The sequence below is a fragment of the Streptomyces sp. NPDC090045 genome (genome assembly GCF_044747975.1).
Lineage (GTDB): Bacteria > Actinomycetota > Actinomycetes > Streptomycetales > Streptomycetaceae > Streptomyces.
This window is the reverse complement of sequence record NZ_JBIVFA010000004.1, coordinates 23,287-41,690: the sequence shown is the minus strand read 5'-3', so window position 1 is coordinate 41,690 and position 18,404 is coordinate 23,287. Positions and strand designations below refer to the sequence as shown.

14 protein-coding genes are annotated in these 18,404 nt (G+C 72.6%); 3 read left to right on the top strand and 11 right to left on the bottom strand.

Annotated features, from left to right (window positions below; all coding sequences use genetic code 11):
• Window positions 1-322 precede the first annotated feature (322 nt).
• The gene (locus ACIPYQ_RS12410; RefSeq protein ID WP_401249472.1) at window positions 323-592 is read left to right on the top strand and encodes a hypothetical protein; all 270 of its coding nucleotides are present in this window, start codon (window positions 323-325) and stop codon (window positions 590-592) included.
• Here the strand turns inward: ACIPYQ_RS12410 and ACIPYQ_RS12405 are convergent.
• Window positions 582-2,081, bottom strand: a complete 1,500-nt coding sequence (locus tag ACIPYQ_RS12405; protein WP_401249469.1) for a DUF2079 domain-containing protein — start codon at window positions 2,079-2,081, stop codon at window positions 582-584. The genes ACIPYQ_RS12410 and ACIPYQ_RS12405 overlap by 11 nt on opposite strands.
• A 217-nt stretch (window positions 2,082-2,298) precedes the next feature.
• Here ACIPYQ_RS12405 and ACIPYQ_RS12400 point away from each other — a divergent pair, with 217 nt between their 5' ends.
• Complete coding sequence (locus tag ACIPYQ_RS12400) at window positions 2,299-2,847, top strand: hypothetical protein (protein ID WP_401249466.1); 549 nt, start codon at window positions 2,299-2,301, stop codon at window positions 2,845-2,847.
• Between the two features lie 84 nt (window positions 2,848-2,931).
• Here ACIPYQ_RS12400 and ACIPYQ_RS12395 read toward each other — a convergent pair whose 3' ends face one another.
• Window positions 2,932-3,837 carry a twin-arginine translocation signal domain-containing protein gene (locus ACIPYQ_RS12395; protein ID WP_401249464.1) on the bottom strand — a complete coding sequence of 302 codons (906 nt, stop codon included), beginning with the start codon at window positions 3,835-3,837 and terminating at the stop codon, window positions 2,932-2,934.
• A gap of 128 nt (window positions 3,838-3,965) precedes the next feature.
• Window positions 3,966-5,900, bottom strand: a complete 1,935-nt coding sequence (locus ACIPYQ_RS12390) for a serine hydrolase domain-containing protein (RefSeq protein ID WP_401249461.1) — start codon at window positions 5,898-5,900, stop codon at window positions 3,966-3,968.
• Window positions 5,901-6,015: 115 nt separating this feature from the next.
• On the opposite strand from ACIPYQ_RS12390, the gene ACIPYQ_RS12385 reads away from it, so the two are divergent.
• Complete coding sequence (locus ACIPYQ_RS12385) at window positions 6,016-7,911, top strand: sensor histidine kinase (RefSeq protein ID WP_401249458.1); 1,896 nt, start codon at window positions 6,016-6,018, stop codon at window positions 7,909-7,911.
• A 7-nt stretch (window positions 7,912-7,918) separates the two neighbouring features.
• Here ACIPYQ_RS12385 and ACIPYQ_RS12380 read toward each other — a convergent pair whose 3' ends face one another.
• The 8 genes from ACIPYQ_RS12380 to ACIPYQ_RS12345 all read right to left on the bottom strand — a co-directional run bounded on the left by ACIPYQ_RS12380 (window position 7,919) and on the right by ACIPYQ_RS12345 (window position 18,334).
• Entirely contained in the window at window positions 7,919-8,527 is a 609-nt protein-coding gene (locus ACIPYQ_RS12380; protein ID WP_362236529.1) for a response regulator transcription factor, read from the bottom strand.
• 147 nt (window positions 8,528-8,674) lie between these two features.
• On the bottom strand, window positions 8,675-8,890 hold the full coding sequence (locus ACIPYQ_RS12375) for a DUF6243 family protein (protein WP_401249454.1): 216 nt from the start codon (window positions 8,888-8,890) through the stop codon (window positions 8,675-8,677).
• Between the two features lie 136 nt (window positions 8,891-9,026).
• Window positions 9,027-9,815 (bottom strand): formyltransferase family protein, encoded by a 789-nt coding sequence (locus ACIPYQ_RS12370; protein ID WP_401249451.1) that lies wholly within the window; start codon window positions 9,813-9,815, stop codon window positions 9,027-9,029.
• The gene (locus ACIPYQ_RS12365; protein WP_401249448.1) at window positions 9,812-13,216 is read right to left on the bottom strand and encodes an amino acid adenylation domain-containing protein; all 3,405 of its coding nucleotides are present in this window, start codon (window positions 13,214-13,216) and stop codon (window positions 9,812-9,814) included. Before ACIPYQ_RS12365 ends, ACIPYQ_RS12370 begins: the two co-directional genes overlap by 4 nt.
• A complete protein-coding gene (locus tag ACIPYQ_RS12360) occupies window positions 13,213-14,373 on the bottom strand; it encodes an NAD-dependent epimerase/dehydratase family protein (RefSeq protein ID WP_401249445.1) in 1,161 nt (386 codons plus the stop codon). The genes ACIPYQ_RS12365 and ACIPYQ_RS12360 overlap by 4 nt, the downstream gene beginning before the upstream one ends.
• A complete protein-coding gene (locus tag ACIPYQ_RS12355; protein WP_401249442.1) occupies window positions 14,358-16,406 on the bottom strand; it encodes a fatty acid CoA ligase family protein in 2,049 nt (682 codons plus the stop codon). The genes ACIPYQ_RS12360 and ACIPYQ_RS12355 overlap by 16 nt, the downstream gene beginning before the upstream one ends.
• Window positions 16,407-16,411: 5 nt before the next feature.
• Window positions 16,412-17,266 carry a hypothetical protein gene (locus ACIPYQ_RS12350; protein WP_401249439.1) on the bottom strand — a complete coding sequence of 285 codons (855 nt, stop codon included), beginning with the start codon at window positions 17,264-17,266 and terminating at the stop codon, window positions 16,412-16,414.
• A gap of 9 nt (window positions 17,267-17,275) precedes the next feature.
• Window positions 17,276-18,334 (bottom strand): 3-oxoacyl-ACP synthase III family protein, encoded by a 1,059-nt coding sequence (locus ACIPYQ_RS12345; RefSeq protein ID WP_401249436.1) that lies wholly within the window; start codon window positions 18,332-18,334, stop codon window positions 17,276-17,278.
• Window positions 18,335-18,404 lie beyond the last annotated feature (70 nt).

Here is an 18,404-nt window from a genome sequence, read left to right as displayed (position 1 = left end):
TGACGGCCAGCTTCGTCGCACTGCCGAACCGGGAGATCGTGAGCTCCGTATCGGAAGTCGGTGGGGGACTTCACCCGGCTGTGACCAGCTCGCTTCACGGAGGACACGTGCCGCAGGACATCGAGTTCCGCCTCCCCTTCCCGACCTCCCTCAGTCCGGATCTGGAGGGCGCGCGCCAGCGCAATCTGGCGTGGGTACGGCGTATGGGGCTGGTCGGGGAGGGCCGCTCGCTTCAGTGGTACGCGTCGTGGGACATGCCGCTCCTGGCCGCCCACGGTTTCCCCTACGCCCAAGGCCCGGCCCTGGACCTGTCGCGGACGCCATGGCGTTCTTCTTCGTCTTCGACGACCAGTTCGACGGCCCCCTCGGACAGGACCCGGCCCGCGCCGCGGCCGCATGCCGGCAACTGATCGACATCGTGCACGGCGCCGCCCCCGCCGCGGGGGCGGACGCGTGCTCGGTGGCGTTCGCCGACCTTTGGGCGCGCAGCTGCGGCGGCGCGCCCCCGGGCTGGGTGGCCCGTACCGCGTATGTCCAGCGAGCCCGGTGCGGGGAATTGCCACGCGGCGCCCCGGAGTGGCCTACCGGCTGACGGAGCTCCGGCCGGAGCCACCGGCTTGTGGTCCGGGTGTGGAACGGTGGAGCAAGAGGAATCCGTCGTCCTGGGCAACGGCGCGGTATCCGTCGAGGCGGGCTTGGTCGAGGGCGTCGGATTGGGCCTGGGCCGACATCGGGAATCCCATGGGGTATTTGACATCAACGATGATCCAGTCGGCTGTGAGGGGGATGTTCGGGAAGCCGAAGAGTGTCACCGTGCACCGGTGGGTGAGTTGGGGGACGAGGCGGTTGCTGGCGGCCACGGTCGCATCGTCGGGAATGTTGTCCATGACGCGGTGCGCGGCTGCGGCGCGTGGTGGGGTCTGCCAGGTCACCGGATCGGCGAGGGCGGAGAGGGGGAAGCCGGCGATCAACAGAACGGTCATGGCGCTGCTGATGGCCAGTCCGGTACGCAGGGTGCGACGGTCCTGCGTCGAGCCGTCAGGGGCCCAGCGGTTCAGGGAGTGGACGAAGGCCCCGAAGACGACCGGCATCAGGATGGCGCTGTAGTGGTAACTGGTCCCCCAGTAGGGCGGATATGCGGACAGGAAGCGCCAGCAGAGCGTGGGCAGAGCCAGCAGGATCAATGGGGAGCGCAGCGCCATGAACGCGGTGGGCGCCAGCAGCAGGACCAGGGTGATGACTTTGGTCTGCGGGGTGATCAGGTCCATCGGCAGGTGCAGCAGGCCGAGCAGGATGCCGCCCGGTGACTCGATGCCGCCGAAGCTCCCCGCGTGGGAATAGGAATGGTCGGGGTTGAAGGCCGGAACGATGACGAGAACTTCCAGCAGGGTGCCCGCCAGCCCCGCGAGGGCAGTGGCCAAGCCCAGGCGCCGCGAGCCCTGCCAGGCGATGTAGGCGCCGATCACCATGACCGTGAGGCCCAGATCCTCCTTCACCAGGAGCAGCGGCAGCGCCCATCCCGCGGCAGCGCGCCAGCGCTCGTTGCCCAGGGCCGTCACCGAGAAGGCCAGGAGCGGGACGGCGAAGCAGATCTCGTGGAAATCGAAGCCCACGGCCGAGGCGATTCCCCATGAGGCCCCGTAGCCGATGCCGGTCACGAGTGCGGCCGTCCGGCCGTGAGCCTGGTAGGCCCAGCGGCTCAGCGGTACGACGGCAACGGCGAGAAGGGCTGCCTGGGCCACGAGAAGGGTGATCGGCGAAGGGAAGATCCGGTAGACGGGGGCGAGGCTCGCGAGGACCGGGGAAAAGTGGTCGCCGAGCAGATGGAAGCCGGGCCCCTTCAACGCCGAGACCGGCGCGCGGCCATGGGCGTAGGAGCGGACGGCCTGCTCGAAGATCCCGAGATCGTAGCCGGTGGTGAGGAGCCTCTGGTGCAGCCGCACGGACAGCGCCGTGTACAAGGCGAAGAACACCGCGGCAAGGGCCCACGGCAGCGCACGATCGGCGGGCAGCATCCTCCGCAGACGTCCCTCGCCTGCGGAGGAGGGCTGCGGACGGGTGAAGGCCCCCAGCAGGCTCACTGACCGGTCCCGTTCATTTGACGTGGTCCATTGGCTCGCGGCCCAGGACCATGTCCCCAAGCCGGTACGGGATCGACAATGAACGACATCACGCGCCCATTCGCTCCGGACACGCTGGTGCGGGAGTGACCTTGGGCCTTCTGTGGGTGTACTGGTGCGTCAGGACCCCACCCCGCGTCTGCTCGCTCCAACTGGGCGCCAGGGGTACGGTCTTCATATGATCTATCTGATCGGCGGCCCGCCCCGCGTGGGCAAAAGCACCCTGGCGTGGATGCTGCTCGAGCGAGAGGGCCTCCCGGGATGCCCGACCGACGCTCTGGTGTCGATGCTGCAACGCGCTGCCCCCGAGCACGGCGTGCGGCACGGTACGCATCCGGACAAAGCCGCGCTCGCCCAGCCGTTCCTCATCGAGTTCATCCGCGCGGCTGCAGAAGCCCTCGACGCCTCCGACCCCCAAGACGGCTACGTGGTCGAAGGAGACATCGTCACACCGACGGCGGCCACGGCCGCCACCGCTCTCGGAATACCGCTGACCTCCGTCTTCCTCGGAAACACGAAACTGACCCCCGAACATCTACGCGCAGCCCCGGACTGGCTCGCGGACGCCGACGACACCACCTACCGGGAAATCTCCACGTGGGTCAGAGAGCGGAGCGCCGCTCTACGCGAAGCGTGTACGGCCACCGGGCACGTCTACGTCGAGTTGGGGACCGGCTACGCGCAAGGCATCGAGCGGGCCTATTCGACACTGCTCGAGCAGTCCTGACCGGATGCCGTCGGCCCGCTGCAGGGTGAGCCGGAAGCCGGTTCACCCCGCAGCGGGTTCGAGCGCGGACCACGAACGGGGCGCTCAGGGAACGTTGACGATGAGCACCTGGCCGTGGGCGGACAGGTGTTGTGCGTCCTTCATGCTGGCAACCCAGCTGGTGAGGGCGTAGCGGCCCTGGACAAGAGGCATCTCGATGACCGCGCTCCGGCCCGGGGAGAGCGGTGGCGTGCCCAGCTGCGCGGCGAGCTCGAAGGGCCTGGGCGCGTGCAGGGGGTCCTGGAAGAACCTCTGGATGTCGGCCTCGGTGACGGAGTCGTCGGTGAGGGGGTACACCGCGAGCTCGTCGACCTGTCCTCGCATCGCGTTCAGGTAGCGCAAGGGCCGGCCCCGCTGGATGCGTCCGTCCACGACGAAGCGCGGGCCCCGCCCCGTGTCCACGGCGGTGACGGTGGCGGAGGGACGCGGGCCCCCGGCTCCGGCGTGCTCCGCCGCGTGGACGAGGAGCGGGCTGACGTACTCCGCGCCGGGGAGGGGATCGCGTCCGACGTACGGGCCCTCGAAGTCCTTGTACTCCAGGAGCAGGTACGGGCCGGGCGGCAGCCAGGCGGTGAAGGACGACTGCGAACCGGGTACCGCCATGGCGCCGCCGAACAGCTCGGCATCGGCCATCAGTTCCTTGGAGGCCTGGATGACGTCCTTCGGATCCTCCTTCTCGAAGACGTCGCGCAGGTGTCTGCGGAAGGCGGCCTCACCGGTGCCGCGGCGGAGTCGGGCGATGCCGACGATGCCGGTACGGCCACTGGTCGTCCGTACCCGGAAGGTCACCGCGCCTGCGGCCGCGGTCGCCGGCGTGCTGAACCCGTCCTCGCCGGTCACGATGTCGAGCGGCTCCGGCCGCCGCGGCGACGGCGGCCCGGCGCCGATGAGTGCGACAACTCCAGCCGCCGTGCCGGCGGTCAGAAAACCACGCCTGGTCCACGTGCTCATGATCTGCTCCTCTGCTCGGTGGGGCATCGGATGGTCGTGTGCCTCGTACGGTTGGCGGTCGGCTCAGGAGCGGCCGGGCGGCGCACGGGCGGGGACGCCGCATGACCGCGTGGGGGCGGGCCGGAAGTTCACCCGGCCGCCCAGGCCAACGGGTGGCCCACCAGATGGTATTGGAGCAGCATGCTCGCCATCGTGACCGCGGCCACCGCTGTGACGGTGAACAGGATGCGGCCGGTGACGCTCCACCAGCTGCGGAACCAGGCCGCGATCGCCCCCGCCACCACGCCCAGCGTCAACGGCACGAGCGCCGTGCCCAGCATCGTCACGGTGGACAGCAGCGGGGCTCCCAGCGGCACCATTTCCATCATCGCGTTGCCGTCCGAGACGACCGCGGCGAGTGCGGCCGCGAACGCTGCCGCGATCAGCCCGGTCGCCGCGGCCGTGGCGCGTGCGGCCCGTGCCGCGCGAGGGTGCGCGGTCCGGCCCCGAACCCGCCGCACCAGGGCGGTTACGGGGAAGGCGATCGCGGCGAGCAGCAGCGTGCCCGTACTGATGCCGAGCAATCCCAGCTGCAGGGACGGAGACTGATGCCAGGTCAGTTTCTCGTACGCGGTCGACGGCACCGCCGACGTGACGAGCACGCCGCCGTTGGTGAAGGCCAGCGTCGCGCCGTGTCCGCCGTGCTCTTGGAAGAGGCCGTCGCCGAGTGCGAGCCAACTCTGTTCGGGCCGGCCGGGGTCGAGGGAGAGCCCGGTGGTGCGCAGCCCGTTCTTGCCGTCCTTGCGAACGGTGACACTCGTGACCAGGCCCTCCACCGCCATCAGGCTGGTGCGGCTGACCCGGGCCGGGCGGTAGGTGCCGGTGTAGGAGTCGAGCGACGGATCGGTCGCGGCGCCTGGGGCTTCGGATACGGGTTGGTCCGGGACGAGGGCATCCACGATCCGGTTGATGAGGTCCCTGCCGTCCCAGGAGGCGCGTCCGTCCGTGCCGTCGCCGTTGAAGACGACGAAGACACCCACGTCGTGGCCGGGGATGAGCAGCAGGTTGGAGTGGAAGCCGGGGATGTCGCCGTCCTTGAACCAACCGGTCTGCCCACCGCGACGCCACTCCTCGAATCCGTAGCCGAGGCCGGGCATGCGGGGATCCTGCCGGTAGTGCACCTGCTGCATGAGGCGGTTCGCCGCCGTGTCGTCGGTGAGCTGCCCGGTCATCCAGCGGCCCATGTCGGCGGCGGTGCTGACTGCACCGGGCCCGGCCGGGCTCCACGCGCCGTACTGGCCCTCGTCCTGCGTCCAGCCGGACGTGCCGCCGGGGCGGTAGCCGCGGGCGAGGTCGGCGGCTATCGGGGCCGGCTGCGGCTGGGCGAAGGTGGAGCGGGTCATGCCCTGGGGTCCGAGAACGTGCTCGGCGACGTAGTCGGGGAAGGACTGGCCTGAGACGTCGGCGACGAGTTGGCCCGCGAGCGCGTAGCCGTAGTTGTCGTAGGCGGCGGTCGTGCCCGGGGCGCGGACTCTGTGCGGACGGCGCGTCACGACGCTCTCGGCGAGGGGTTCGACGTCGTTCGCACGGGTTCTGTTGCGGCCTACGAGGTCGCTGTCGAAGCCCGCGGTATGGGTGAGGAGCCGGTCCAGGGTGACGGGGCGTCCGGGGTACGTGTCGGGGACGGTGAGCGCACGGAGGTGGTCGTTGACGTCCCCCTTCGGGTCGACCTTGCCCTTGGTGACGAGCTGGGAGGCGGCCTGTGCCGTGAACAGCTTGGCGAGTGAGCCGAGGAAGAAGCCGGTGCGGTGGGGGTCGACCGGCGTTCGGGTGTGGACGTCGGCGACGCCGTAGCCCTTGGCCAGGATGGTCCGGCCGTCGGCTACGACGGTGACGGCCGCGCCGGGGATGCGGTCCTTCTCCAGGTAGTCGGCGACGGCGGCGTCGACGAGGGAGTCGACGTGGGAGTCGAGACGGGGTGGAGCGGCCGCGCGGGCGGGGGCCGCGGCGCAGAGCAGCGCGGCGGTGGTGATCGTGATCGTGGCGGCCATCGTGGTGAGGGTCCGTGTCGACGTCGTACGCATGGGTCGACGGTCTCGTTCGGGGGCCGGTCGGCGGCAGTGCGAGGCGCATCGACCAATGTGTATTTCACATGGGTGGGTCGGGTGCGGTGCACGGGTGTGCGTCTAACGTGACCTCATGAGCGGGTGGAGCCGGGGACTTCGGCACGGGCGGGTGCCTGGTGGCACCGATACGGATGCCGATGCCGATGCCGATGCCGATGCCGATGCCGATGCTGCCAAGGAGGCCGACTCCGGCTCCGATGCCGGGCCCACGCCGACGGTCGTCTCGGTGATCCTCGTCGTGGTCGTTCTCGGATTCTCCTTCGAACCCGGTGTGGTCCTGCCGCGCCCGGCGGCCGTGCCGATGCTGCTGCTCCAGTTGGCCATCTGTCTGCCTTCGACGTGGCGGCTGCGCGGGGCCTGGCCCCTCGCCGCACAGGTCCTGCTCACTCCCTGGTCCGGGCTGCCCGGTTTTCTGGGCGCCTCCGTGCTGCTGGTCGTCGAACGGCCCGTCCGATGGCCTCTGTTCGCGGTCGTCGTGCTGGCGGCCGGGCCGCTCGCACCCGGCGACGGCAGTGTCCATTCCGTCCTCAACGGCATCGGCAACGCCCTCGCCCACGGATTGATCATCTATGCGCTGACCCGGCTCACCGACCTCTACGCCGAACTCCGCGCCACGCGTGGGGCACTGGCCCGGGCCCGGGTCACGGTCGAACGGGAGCGCGCCGGCCGCGACCTGGACGCGGTGCTGGGTACGGCCCTGGCGGAGATCACCCGGCTGGCCGGGCAGGGCAGGCGAGCGGCGGGAGAGCTCGTGACGGTCGCGCGGGCGGCGACGGAGCGCGTACGGGCGGCGCCGCCCGTACAGTCGGCCGACGGTGCGGACGTCCCTTCGGGTGGCCTGGCGCCTCGGCTGGTGTGGCCCATCGTGGTCGCCACCCACCTCGAGTACCTGATCGTGGGTACGGCGTTCCTGCTCGGCGGCGGGGTGCGGGACTGGTGGTTCGTCGGGTACGCGACCGCGCTGGCGGCCGTGGTCGGACTGCAGGCGTACCACTCCTTGCCGCGTCCGCCGGGTGTGCGTCCCCCGTACGTCGCGTGGACACTGGGCGTGCAGCTCGCCCTCGCCCTGGGCATGCTGGCCGCTCCGGACGGGCCGTACCCCCAGCTGGTGGGTTTCGCGGCGGCCTCGGTACTGATCGTCCTTCCCGGGCGCACCGCCTGGCCGACGGCCGGGTCGCTGACCGTACTGGCAGCGATCGTGATGCTGCTGCGGACGGACGGGCCCGGGGCCGGTGGCACCGTTCTCCTGCTGCTGGACATCGTGGTGATCGCTTCGGTCTTCTACGGCCTCGCCCTGCTCACCGGTCTCGTCCACCAGGTGCGGGAGGCTCGCGAAGCACTGGTGGCGCTGGCCGTGGCGCGAGAGCGCCGGCGCATCGCCCGGGACGTCCACGACCTGCTGGGCTACGGGCTGTCGGCGATCGCCCTGAAGGGCGAGCTGGCGGTCCGCGACCCTGACCCGGAGCGGGCCGACCGTCATCTGGCCGACGCGGTGGCGCTGGCGGACCGGGCCCTGGCGGACCTTCGGGCGATCCCGGGGGAAGGCCCGAAGATCACGCTGAGTGAGGAACTGGCCTCTGCGCGGAAGGTCCTCGCCGCCGCGGGCGTCGTCGTGCACGTGCGGGGCGCGTCGTGCGTGCCGGACGAAGTGGACGGGATGTCGGGGGCACTGTTCGCCACGGTGTTGCGCGAGGCGGTGACGAACGTGCTGCGCCACGCGGCGGGAGCCCGCCGGTGCGAGGTGGATTTCGGTCCCGGACTGCTGCGGGTGGCGGACGACGGCCGTGTGGTTCCCCGGCCGTCAGGGGAGCAGGGAGGCCGCGCGGGGGCCGGCGGCAACGGGCTGAGGAATCTGCGTGAGCGTGCGGCCGCGCTCGGCGGGGTCCTGGAGGCCGGGCCGGCTCCGCATGGCCGCGGCTACGTCCTGACCGTCCGTCTGGATTCCGCTCCCGTCGCCACCGTCGGATGACCTCGTATCAGTCCAGCCAGCCGTGCTCCCGTGCGATCCGCACCGCGTCGAGCCGGTTGCGGGCATCGAGCTTGGTGACGGCCGCACCGAGGTAGTTCCGTACGGTGCCCTGGGTGAGGTGCAACTCGCGGGCGATCTCGTCGAGTTCGGAGCCGGCGGCGGCCAGCCGCAGCACATCGGTCTCGCGTGGGGTGAGCGGGCTCTCCTTTGCGGTGAGCGCCGCAGCGGCCAGTTTCGGATCGATGACGTGCTCCCCCGCCACCACGCTGCGGATCGCGGCGGCCAGCTGATCCGGCCGGGCGTCCTTGAGCATGAACCCGCCGACCCGGGCGGCGAGTGCCGACCTCAGCGCCTCGGGCCGGCCCAAGGCGGTGAGGATCAGGGTCCGGCAGTCGGGAAGTGCGGCTGCGAGGTCGCGGGCGGCTGAGATTCCGTCGGCCCCGGGCATGTCCAGGTCGAGCACCGCGACGGTGGGGCGGTGGGCGAGGGCGGCGGGGACGACGGCGTCCCCACGGGCCACCTCGGCCACGACCTCCATGTCGGGCTCCAGGTCCAGCAGGGCGGCCAGCGCCCCACGGATCATGTGCATGTCCTCGGCCAGCAGAATGCGGATCACAGTCCCTCCCGGAGGATCGTAACGAACCCTCGCGCCGGTAGTTCCTTGCCGATCGCCGTTCCGACGCCCCGATACGGAAGCAGGGCCCGGACCGCGCGTCGCGGTCCGGGCCCTGCCCGTGCGGTGCCGCCCCGCGGCGGCGGCGCGTCAGCTCTGGGCGGTGTCCTCGCCCGACTGCCCGGCGCCCTCGGCGGCGCCGGCCTTCTCGCGCATCTTGCGCACCAGCTCCGCCTTCTGGTCGGCCGCACCCCGGCGGTCGAGGTTGCGGTGCGGACCGTTGTTCTGCCGCTCCGCACGGGACAGCCTCTTGCGCTGGCCGCCGCCCTGGCCGACGGGGTTGTTGATGTTCTTGCTCACGGTCACAGGTTCTCCCGGTCATGATGTGAAGTGATCTACGGATTCATCGGTGGGGGACGGACCGCGACGTCGAAGGACGTCACCAAGTGGCCCATCACGCTCTCACTCGTAAATCGGCCTCTGGAAGAACACGTCAAAGACGTTACCCCGTTCCGTCGGCCTCGCACACCAGCCTCGTCGCCGCCCCGGCGTCCGCCGGCCTTCGGAGAGCGCCCGGGGCCGGTGGCCCGCCTGGGGCCGAAGCCGGTGAGGACAGCCGGAGCAGTGCCCTCGTGAGCTCGTGCGCATGGGCGGCGAAGGGGCCGAGGTCGGTGGCGCGGGCGTAGGCGGGGTGGTCGCGGTAGGCGCCGAGCCGGTCCAGGGCGCGCAGGCCGTAGTACGCGGACGGTTCCGCCGCCGCAGCACGTGCAGGGTGGGCGGTTCCGGCGGCGACGGCCGGGAGGATCTGCTCGAAGAGGGCGTGGCAGGCGCGGATCCCGCGGAGCATCACCTGGTGGTAGCGGTCCTCGGGCCCCACGGGGAAGCGTCGTTCGGCCACGACCGGACCGGTGTCGATGCCGGCCTCGACCTCGTGGACGGTGGCGCCGTACTCCGTGTCGCCGTGCAGCAGGGCGAACAGGACGGCTACGGAGGGCAGCCCACGGTGCCGTGGCAGCAGACCGTTGTGGATGTTGAGGATGCGCAGGCCGTCGATCCGGAGCAGGGGCTCCCGGAAGATCTGCCGGTTGTTGAGGGACCAGACGATGCCGTCGGTGCAGGCCCGGGCCAGCGTGCCGGCGTGGGCGTTGATGTCCGCCGCCGCGAGGTGGGGTGCGTCGGCGGCCGTGGCGTCCAGCGGGTCGGCGGAGCAGACCAGGTCGACCGGGTGGCCGTGGGTGGCCGCGTGGGTGACGGCGCGGCGGAGCAGGGCTCCTTCTCCAACGAAGATCATGCCGCGGCCTCCTCGCGGGCGGCGGTCAGGTGTGCGCAGACCTGGTCAAGCGTCAGGTTTCGTACGAGGCAGTCGAGACGGCCGGTGAACCGCTGGGCCTGAGCGGGGGTCAGCAGATCCGAGGAGAGGGCGGTGAGCATCTCGACGAGGGCCAGGGAATCGCCGCCGAGGGCGTGGAAGTCGGAGTCCACCGACAGCTGCGCAGCGTCGACGCCGAGGATCTCCGCCCAGTGGTGCCTGACCCGCGCCTCCAGGGTGACGGCTGGGGGTGCGGCCGCAGTGGTGTGGGCGAAGGGGTCCGGCAAGGCGTCGAGATCGGCCTTGCCGCTGACCGTGCTGGGCAGTGTGTCGATCACGATGACATGGGCGGGGACCAGGTACGCGGGGAGCGTCCGGGTCAGCTCGGCCCGCAGGGCGGGGGCCAGATCCGCGCGTACCGCGGGGTCAAGGGTGCCGGCCGGCAGTACGTACGCGCAGAGCACGGCCGACGTGGAGCGCGGGCGGCGACGGGGCACGACGACGGCGCGGTCGACGGCTGCGTGGGTTTCGAGGGCGGCGACGACCTCGGCGGGGTCGACGCGGTGCCCGGCGATCTTCACCTGCTCGTCGATGCGCCCGGCGAACTCGACGGAGCCGTCGGCGAGGCGGCGCCCGAGATCACCGGTGCGATAGGCGCGGACGCCGTCGGGGCCGGTGGTGAAGGGGGAAGGACGGCCGTCGGACGGCCCGAGGTAGCCGCGGGCCACCTGGACCCCGCGTACGACGATCTCGCCGGTGCGGCCGGTATCGCCCGGTCCGCTGCCGATGATCTCGTCGTCGGTGACGAGGTCGACCCGGGCGTACGGGCCGGGCAGGCCGATGGGGACGGTGGCGCCGGTCTCGCCGCCGTCCACGGTGTGGGCGAGCACGGCGACGGTCGCCTCGGTGGGCCCGTACGCGTTGATCACACGGCAGTCGGCCCCGAATGCGGCGTGTGCGGACCGTACGGCGGTGGGGGTGAGGGGCTCGCCGCCCAGCAGCAGGGTGCGCAGGCGGTGCGCGGGATCGCTGCCCGCGGTGCCGAGGAGGGCGAGGTGGGAGGGCGTGAGCGCAAGGGTGTCCGCATGGTGCTCGGCGACGAGCTCGCGCAGGGCAGCGGGTGAGGGTGTGCCCGGGGCGAGGACGGCCGTGCCGCCGGCCAGCAGCGGGAGGAAGAGGGGGAAGCACGAGATGTCGAATGCGTAGGAGGAGGCGAAGCCGAAGCGCGTGCGACCGGTGACCCGGCAGACGCCGGTCATCCAGCGGACGAATCCCATGAGGCTTCCGTGCTCGATCTGCACGCCCTTGGGTCGGCCGGTGGAACCGGAGGTGTGGATGACGTACGCGAGGTCCGCGGGCCGCATTTCCGCTGTGACGGCAGGTCCGGCGGCACGGAGCTCGCGGGCGTCCGACGCGCCCGTGTCCGGGCCGGGGCAGGGGCCGGTGGCCGGGGCGTCGAGGAGGTCCTCGACCGCGAGCAGGGTCCCGGGGACGAACGGAGCGAGTTCCTCGGCCAGGTGCCGCCCGGTCAGGCAGAGAGCGACGGCGGATCCCTGGAGGATCTCCCTGATCCGGGCGCCGGGATGGCCGGGGTCGAGCGGTACGTAGGCGGCGCCCGCCTTGAGGATGCCCCACAGGGCGCACACTCCGGCGGGCGTGCGGTCGACGACCAGCCCCACCAGGTCCTCGCGCCCTACGCCGCGCCGCGCGAGCCGGGCCGCGACGGCGTCGGAGCGCCGGTCGAGTTCGGCGTACGTGACCACGCCCTCGGGCCCGTCGAGCGCGGGCGCGTCGGGGGTGCGTGCGGCCTGGGCACGGAAGGCGTCCACGACGGTGAGCTCGGCGGCCGCCAGGTCCGGGCTGGCTGCCGGATCCGGGTCCGGGACGGACGCCAGGTCCGGCTGCGTCGCCTGTGGTGCAGGGCCCGTGTCCGAAGCGCCCGCTCCGACGGGACCGTGCCCCGGAATCGGCGCCGACGCGAGAGGAAATGCGGTCGCCGGAGCGGCCGCCCGACCGTCGGAGCCGGTTGCGGTGCCCGGGCGGAGCCGCGCTGCCGTCGCCGACCAGTCTTCCTGCGGCAGCGCGAGTGGGCCGCCCCCTTCGGCATCCGGCCCGGCCCGGTGGGCCTTCGCGGCCGTGTCCTCGGCTTCGAAGCCGGCCAGGACCGTGTCCAGCAACTCCGCGGCGCGGGTCTCGAGGCCCCGGCCCCCGCCACGGACGCCGAGCGTGATCTCGGTCGCCGTCCCGCTCTCGGCGGCGACGAGGGAGAGCGGGACCAGTGGGGCATGTACCGGCAGCGCGTAGGCCGTGGACGCCGTGAAGCCACCGCCGGAGAGTTCCGCCAGGTCCAGGCGGCCCAGGTGGGAGACGACGGCCGAGGCGAGGTGCCGGTCGGTACGCGACGCCACGGTCTGGGCGGTGCGCAGCAGGCCGGCGGTCACGGGCAACGGCAGTGGCGCGAGGGCCGTCTCGAATCCGGCGGCGAGTTCGCGGCCCTCGGCCAGGGCGGTCAGCAGGCGGATGTGTGCGCACGTCCAGTCCGCCCCCGGGCGCAGGTCCAGAAACAGCGGGAGGCTCAGGTTGCCCGTGGCCTCGATCCCGGGGCAGTGGCGCCGCAGGTCGACGGGGACCATGACACGGGTGTCGAGCCGTGCGGCATCGGTCAGTGCCTGGGCGAGGCGGGCGGTGAGCGCGGCATGGCGGCCGGGCAGGGTGCGGCGCAGCCACAGCGTCCGCTGCGGGCGGCCGTCGCGGCTGCCCGTGCCGAGCGGGGAGCGGCGGGGAGGACTCGGCGTGGGCCGCGGCCCGGTGCTGCCGAGCCGGCGCAGCAGCCCGGCGTCGGTGTCCGCGTCGAGCGCGGGCCGGGCGGGCTCGCCGCGCAGGGCTCGGAACACCTCCCGTACCCAGGTCAGGGCGCCGTGACCGTCCATCATGGCGTGCGAGGCGCTGAAGACGACGGTGGTGGTCGCCTTCGCGTCCCCGCCGGGCACGATCAGCACCTCGCAGCCCGGCGGCTCCGCTCGTCGCGACGGCTCGGCAGGCAGGGCGAACGTCCCCGGCGCCGAGTCGGCGTACGCACCGGCGCGCGGTACGTCGTACCGCACCTGCGGCGACGGCCCCTCGGCGCTCCACATCGCGCCGGCGCGCAGGAGTCGCGACCCCGGGCAGGACTCGGCGGCCTGGGCCAGGGCTGCCTGGAAGTGCCCGGGTTCGGGTGCGCCGTTGCCCTCGACGACGATGCGCAGGGCCATGGTCCCGCGGGCGTCACCGGCGGAGAGGTAGAGGCGTTCGGTGGGCGATACCGGACGCCGGTAGCGGGCGGTGGCACCGCCAGGGGTGCCGGCACCGGCACGGGTACCGGCATCGGCCTGATGGGATGTCATGACTGCGTGCTCCCTTGTTCGGTGTGGTCGCGTGCGGGGCGGGCGGATGCGGTGGTGCCGGTCCAGGCGGCCGGGCCGGCGGTCCAGGCCGCGATGCCGCCGACCGCCGTCACCCACTCCTGCAGTGCTCGCAGCCCGTCCGCCTGGGTGCGTGGAGCGGCGTAGCCGAGGTCGTGTCGGGCGGCATGGGTGTCGTACGTCGCCGAGCGGGTCAGCAGCGCCATCATGTAGCGGCTCAGGGGTGGGGCCGCGTCCGTACCGCCTCCTGGGCAGCTTCCGCTGCCGCTGCCCGCGGACCGGTGGCGCAGGTGCCAGCCCGTCTCGACCGCCGCGGCCAGCCCGCGGCCGAGGACGAGCGGGATGCGCGGAGCGGGCGGCGGGCAGTCGAAGACGGCGCCGACCCGGGCCAGGAACGGCCACAGGTCCGTCTCCTCGCGGTCCACGACGAAGTAGGCCTTGCCGCCGACCCGCCCGGCGGGGGCGAGCGCGGCCCGTATGCAGGCGTCCACCGCGTTGTCGACGTGGCAGAGCGAGACCCGCACCCGTTTGCCGCCCGACAGGTCGGGCAGCCGGCCCGCGCGCATGGCGTCGACCATGCGCGGCAGGAATCCGGCGTGGTCGCGCGGCCCCCAGATGCCGCGCGGCCGGACGGCGCAGGTGGTGAACTCCGGCCCGTCGGCCGCCCGTACGTACTGTTCGGCGATCGCCTTCGTCTCGCAGTAGTGGTTGAACCACCGATCCGGGTACGGGGTGCTTTCGTCGATGCCGAGACGGTCGCCCTCCCGCACCCGCATCAGCGCGCTCGGGCTGGACACGAACACGAACCGCCGCGCCCCCGCCGACCTCGCTGCCGCCAGCAGCCGCTGCGTGCCGGTGACGTTGGCGGCCTCGAACTGCGCGCGGCTGCCGTGGTCGACGACCCGGGCCGCGCTGTGCAGGACCGCCTCGCAGCCCTGTGCCGCCCGCCCGAGCGAACCGTCGTCGGTGAGGTCGCCGGTGACGACCTCGACGCCGGGCAGGGAGCGCAGCCGTACGGCATCGCTGCCGGGCCGTACAAGGGCGCGGACCCGGTGGCCCCGGCGCAGGGCGCCGTCCACCAGGTGCCCGCCCAGGAATCCGGATGCTCCGGTGACCAGGATCTTCACAGTGCCCGCCACCAGGTCGCGCCGTAGAGCATGGTGCGCCCGACCACGGAGGCGGTCCCGTGTCCGGCCGCCCGGCCGCGCGGCAGGGCGAGCGGGATCTGCGCGGCGTGCACGCCGATGCTGAGGAAGGCGTCGGCCCACCACAGCCACCGCAGCACCGGGAGGTCGGGGGCTCCCCCGGTCGCGGCCCACACGGCCCCGCCGACGAGGTACGCCCATCCGGCGAGCGGCACGATCCGGAGCGCGCGCCGCCCTGGGGACGACGCGGACCGGGCCTGCTGCCGCTCGGCCCAGCGGGCCAGCTCCTCGCGGCCGATCTTGGCGTTGTGCCGGATGTCCACGGGGAAGGCGGGGTGGCGCAGGAACTCCTGGAGGCCGGTGGTCGCGGCGTGCGCCTCGGCCATCGTGCGCAGCTCGGCGACCAGCTTCGTCCATCCGCTTTCGTCGAGCGCTTCCCCGCCCTCCCCGGTCTCGGTCTCGACGCAGATGACGGGCCGTTGCGCGCCGGCCGGCCCGATGCCGACCAGGGCGGTGCGCCGGACCAGGGGATGGGCGTTGAAGACTCCCTCGCAGCGCACGGTGTGCAGGTCCCGGTGACCGGTGCGGACCCGCTGCGCGGCGCGCCCGCAGAACCACAGCCGTCCTTCGGCGTCGAGGTGGCCGAGGTCGCCGGTCCGGTGCCAGGTCCGGGGGGCCTCGCCTCCGGGGCGTACCTCGGTCACCTTGTGCGCGAGGTCGGACTGGGGTGCCCGGTGGTAGTGCCGGCTGACGGAGTCGCCGTGGACCAGGATCTCGCCGACGCGCCCGGCGGGCAGGCTGGTCGTGGGGTCGAGGCGGGCGAGCGGGCCGTCGGTGACGGGGGCGATGGTGACGCGGGTGCCGGGGACGGGCCGGCCGACGCAGGTCCCTTCGCCCGCGGCGGCGCGGGCCGCGGTACCGCCGTCTTCGCGGTTGCTTTCGACGTCGTCGTCGCCGAGGATCTCGGCCGCCTCGATCGAGGTGATCGGCAGTACCTCCGTGGCCCCGTAGGTCACATGGATCCGCGCCTTCTCGTCGAGTACGCGGCGCAGCGCGGCCACGACCGCGTCGGGCACCGGGGCCCCGCCGGAGACGACGCAGCGCAGGTCGGGCAGCGGGTGACGGCCGCGGGCGGCACCGGTGAGGTGCCCGGCCAGGTTCCGCAGCAGGGCGGGCGAGGCGAACATCGTGGTGACGCGGAATCGTTCCAGCGCGTCCACGAGCAGCGCCGGGTCCGCCTGGGCGACCCGGGCGGGGGCCAGCGGCGCGAGGACCAGGGTGGATCCGTAGACGAGGTCGAGCACTCCGTAGAAGGGCAGCGTGACCAGGGATACGTCGTCACGGGTGCGGCCGTGGACGGCTTCTATCTGGCGGGCGATGGACAACGCCATGCGGTGGGTGTACTCGACTCCCTTGGCGGGGCCCGTGCTTCCGGTGGTGAAGCCGATCATCAGCAGGTCGTCCCCGCCGGGCGGTGACGCCGTGTCCGCATGATCTCCGGTTGCGGGGGTGGTGGTGCGCAGCGCGGAGAGGGTGTGGCCGCGGCCGAGCCGGCGCCGTCCCAGGGTGACGGGCACGCGTACCCCGGCGAAGGTACGGCGGCCCAGGACGCGCGCGAGCTGGGCGAGGGGCGGTCCGATGAACGCCTCGGCGCCCACGGCCCGGTAGCAGTGGAGCATGCGCCGTACGCCCATGCCGGGATCCACGACGACGGGTACGGCCCCGACCCGGAACAGCGCGAAGCAGAGGGCGAACAGCTCCGGCCCGGGTGGGGCCATCAGCACCGTCCTGGTGCCCCGGGTGATCCCGGCGCTCCGGAATCCGCGGGCCAGCTCCTCGACCGTCTGCTGCAACTCGCCGTAGGTGAGGGTGGCGTAGCTGCCGGAGCCCCTGCCGTCGGGGTGGATGACGGCCGGCTTGTCGGGAAAGGCACGGGCGTTTCGCTCCAGCCACCCGGCCACGCCGTCCGTGTCGGTGGCCGGTTGCTCCACGGCGGGGCCGCCGCCGGTCGTCCTCGTCTGCGGCACGGAGCTCACCGCCCCTCGGGCCGGTAGAGGACACACGCCGCGCTGGGGCCGGCGCCGACCGACACGAACAGGAACTGCTCGTAGTCGTCGCGGCGTACGCCTTCCAGCGCCCGGAGGTAGCCGAGGACCGGGGCCGCGGTGTGCGGCTCGCCCGTCACCCCGGCGCCGTCGGCGGTCGTGGACGGGCCGATCACCAGCGTCCTGTCGAGGTCGATGCCGACCTCCTGCGCGTAGCCGGCGGCGGCACTCGCCGCGAACTCGCTCAGCCGTTCCGCGTGGCCCGGCTCGCGCCGGACGGTGATGGTGGTCCGCCCGTGCCGGCCCATGGTGTCGGTGTCGAGGTAGCCCTCGACATCGGTGGGCCGGTCGGCGGTGTAGTGGCGTACCGGCCCGAACCCGGCGTCGGGGTCGGCGCTGCGCTCCAGCAGGAGGGCGCCGGCCAGGTCCGCGTACGGGTAGTCGGTGTCGCGGTCCGCGTCGCCGCCGGGGTGGACATCGGCAGCGGTGATCAGCAGCCGCTCGGTGCTTCCCGTCTCCAGCAGGGCCTGGCCCACCTGGACGGCGTTGAGTACGCCGCATGCTCCGTTCATCAGGTCGAAGGAGAAGCCGGCGGCCGGTTCGGGGTCGGCGATGTAGTCGAGGTTGATGCCGACCTCCTTCTGGACCAGGGCCGACATGGCCGGTTCGAAGGTGTTGTGCTCGCGGTAGACGCCGACGTTGATGAGTACGCCGATCGAGGATGCCGGCACCTGCGCCCGGGCGAGGGCGCCGCGGGCGGCCCGGCCCGCGAGGTCCACGACGGAGGCCGGGGTGGACGCCGTGTCGTCGGGCAGGGCGGTTGCGGCTGCGGTGATGACCATGCCCATGGCTCAGACCCCCACGTTCGTCAGCGTCGCGGACAGGGCGCCGGTGACCACGCCGGAGGCGGCCGGCACCAGCAGGTACTTGGACCCGGGGCGGGCGCTGCCCGCCCTGAGGTGCTCGCACAGCGTCAGGAAGTGCGAGGTCGTGGCGGTGTTCCCGTACCGCTCGACCACGGAGAGGGAGGCGGGCATGGGGGCGGCGAACTCGGCCTCGGCCGTCTGGTTGACGTAGTCGATGAAGCGGGTGCCGACCTGGTGCTGGATGACGTAGTCGAACTCCTCACCGGCGAACGACCGCCCTCTCTTGGCCAGGAAGTCCCCGTGGAACCGCGGCCACAGCTTGAGCCGGTCGCGGTTGTGCATCTTCTTGTTGTCCGTGTAGAGGGCGATGCCCGGGTTCCGGTCGCTGGGCATGCCCATGCACAGGTGGGAGTACTCGGAGCAGGTCATCAGCTCGATGTAGTGGATGCGGTCGGCGGCGTCGGCGGATACGTCCAGGACGGCCGCGGCCGCCGAGTCCCCGACGGAGAGGGAGGCGAACTGCGGGTCGTAGGAGCCGGTCATCTCGCGCGCGGCGGTCTGCGCGACACGGGTGGCCTGCTCGCCGCTGACGACCAGGCCGCGCCGCACGGCACCGGAGCGGATCATGCGGTCGAGCAGCCACACGCCGGTCACCATTCCGGCGCAGGCGTTGGAGACGTCGAAGTGGATGGCGGAGCCGGCGCCCAGCTCCCTGGCCAGCATCGCGGCGAAGGACGGTTCGAAGGTGAAGCGGCTGCCGTCCTTGAAGCGGGTGATCGAGGCGGAGATGACGATGTCGAGGTCTTCGGCCCGGTAGCGGGAGGACTCCAGCGCGTCCCGGGCGGCGGACAGGGCCATCCCGAACGAGTCCTCGCCGGCCGCCGGTTCGGGGTCGTACACGCGCCGCTCGGCGATCCCGGTGATCTTCTCGATGTCCGCCTCCCCCAGTCCCGGGACCAGGGCGGCGAGTTGGGGAGTGGTCTGGACCGCTGCCGGAAGGCAGATGCCTAAGGCTTCTATTCGACTGTGTGCGGTGGTGCTCATGTGTGTCGCTCTCCGTGGCGGTCCGCCGAGGCATGGGAGTGCCAGGGCGGTGGTGGGCAGGGGGATTCGA

Bases quoted from the DNA above. Each gene is read 5' to 3' on its own strand.
- ACIPYQ_RS12350 (WP_401249439.1), bottom strand. From the start codon at position 17,266: ATGGTCATCACCGCAGCCGCAACCGCCCTGCCCGACGACACGGCGTCC.
- ACIPYQ_RS12365 (WP_401249448.1), bottom strand. From the start codon at position 13,216: ATGACATCCCATCAGGCCGATGCCGGTACCCGTGCCGGTGCCGGCACC.
- ACIPYQ_RS12385 (WP_401249458.1), top strand. From the start codon at position 6,016: ATGAGCGGGTGGAGCCGGGGACTTCGGCACGGGCGGGTGCCTGGTGGC.
- ACIPYQ_RS12345 (WP_401249436.1), bottom strand. From the start codon at position 18,334: ATGAGCACCACCGCACACAGTCGAATAGAAGCCTTAGGCATCTGCCTT.
- ACIPYQ_RS12410 (WP_401249472.1), top strand. From the start codon at position 323: ATGGCGTTCTTCTTCGTCTTCGACGACCAGTTCGACGGCCCCCTCGGA.
- ACIPYQ_RS12395 (WP_401249464.1), bottom strand. From the start codon at position 3,837: ATGAGCACGTGGACCAGGCGTGGTTTTCTGACCGCCGGCACGGCGGCT.
- ACIPYQ_RS12400 (WP_401249466.1), top strand. From the start codon at position 2,299: ATGATCTATCTGATCGGCGGCCCGCCCCGCGTGGGCAAAAGCACCCTG.
- ACIPYQ_RS12370 (WP_401249451.1), bottom strand. From the start codon at position 9,815: ATGATCTTCGTTGGAGAAGGAGCCCTGCTCCGCCGCGCCGTCACCCAC.
- ACIPYQ_RS12390 (WP_401249461.1), bottom strand. From the start codon at position 5,900: ATGCGTACGACGTCGACACGGACCCTCACCACGATGGCCGCCACGATC.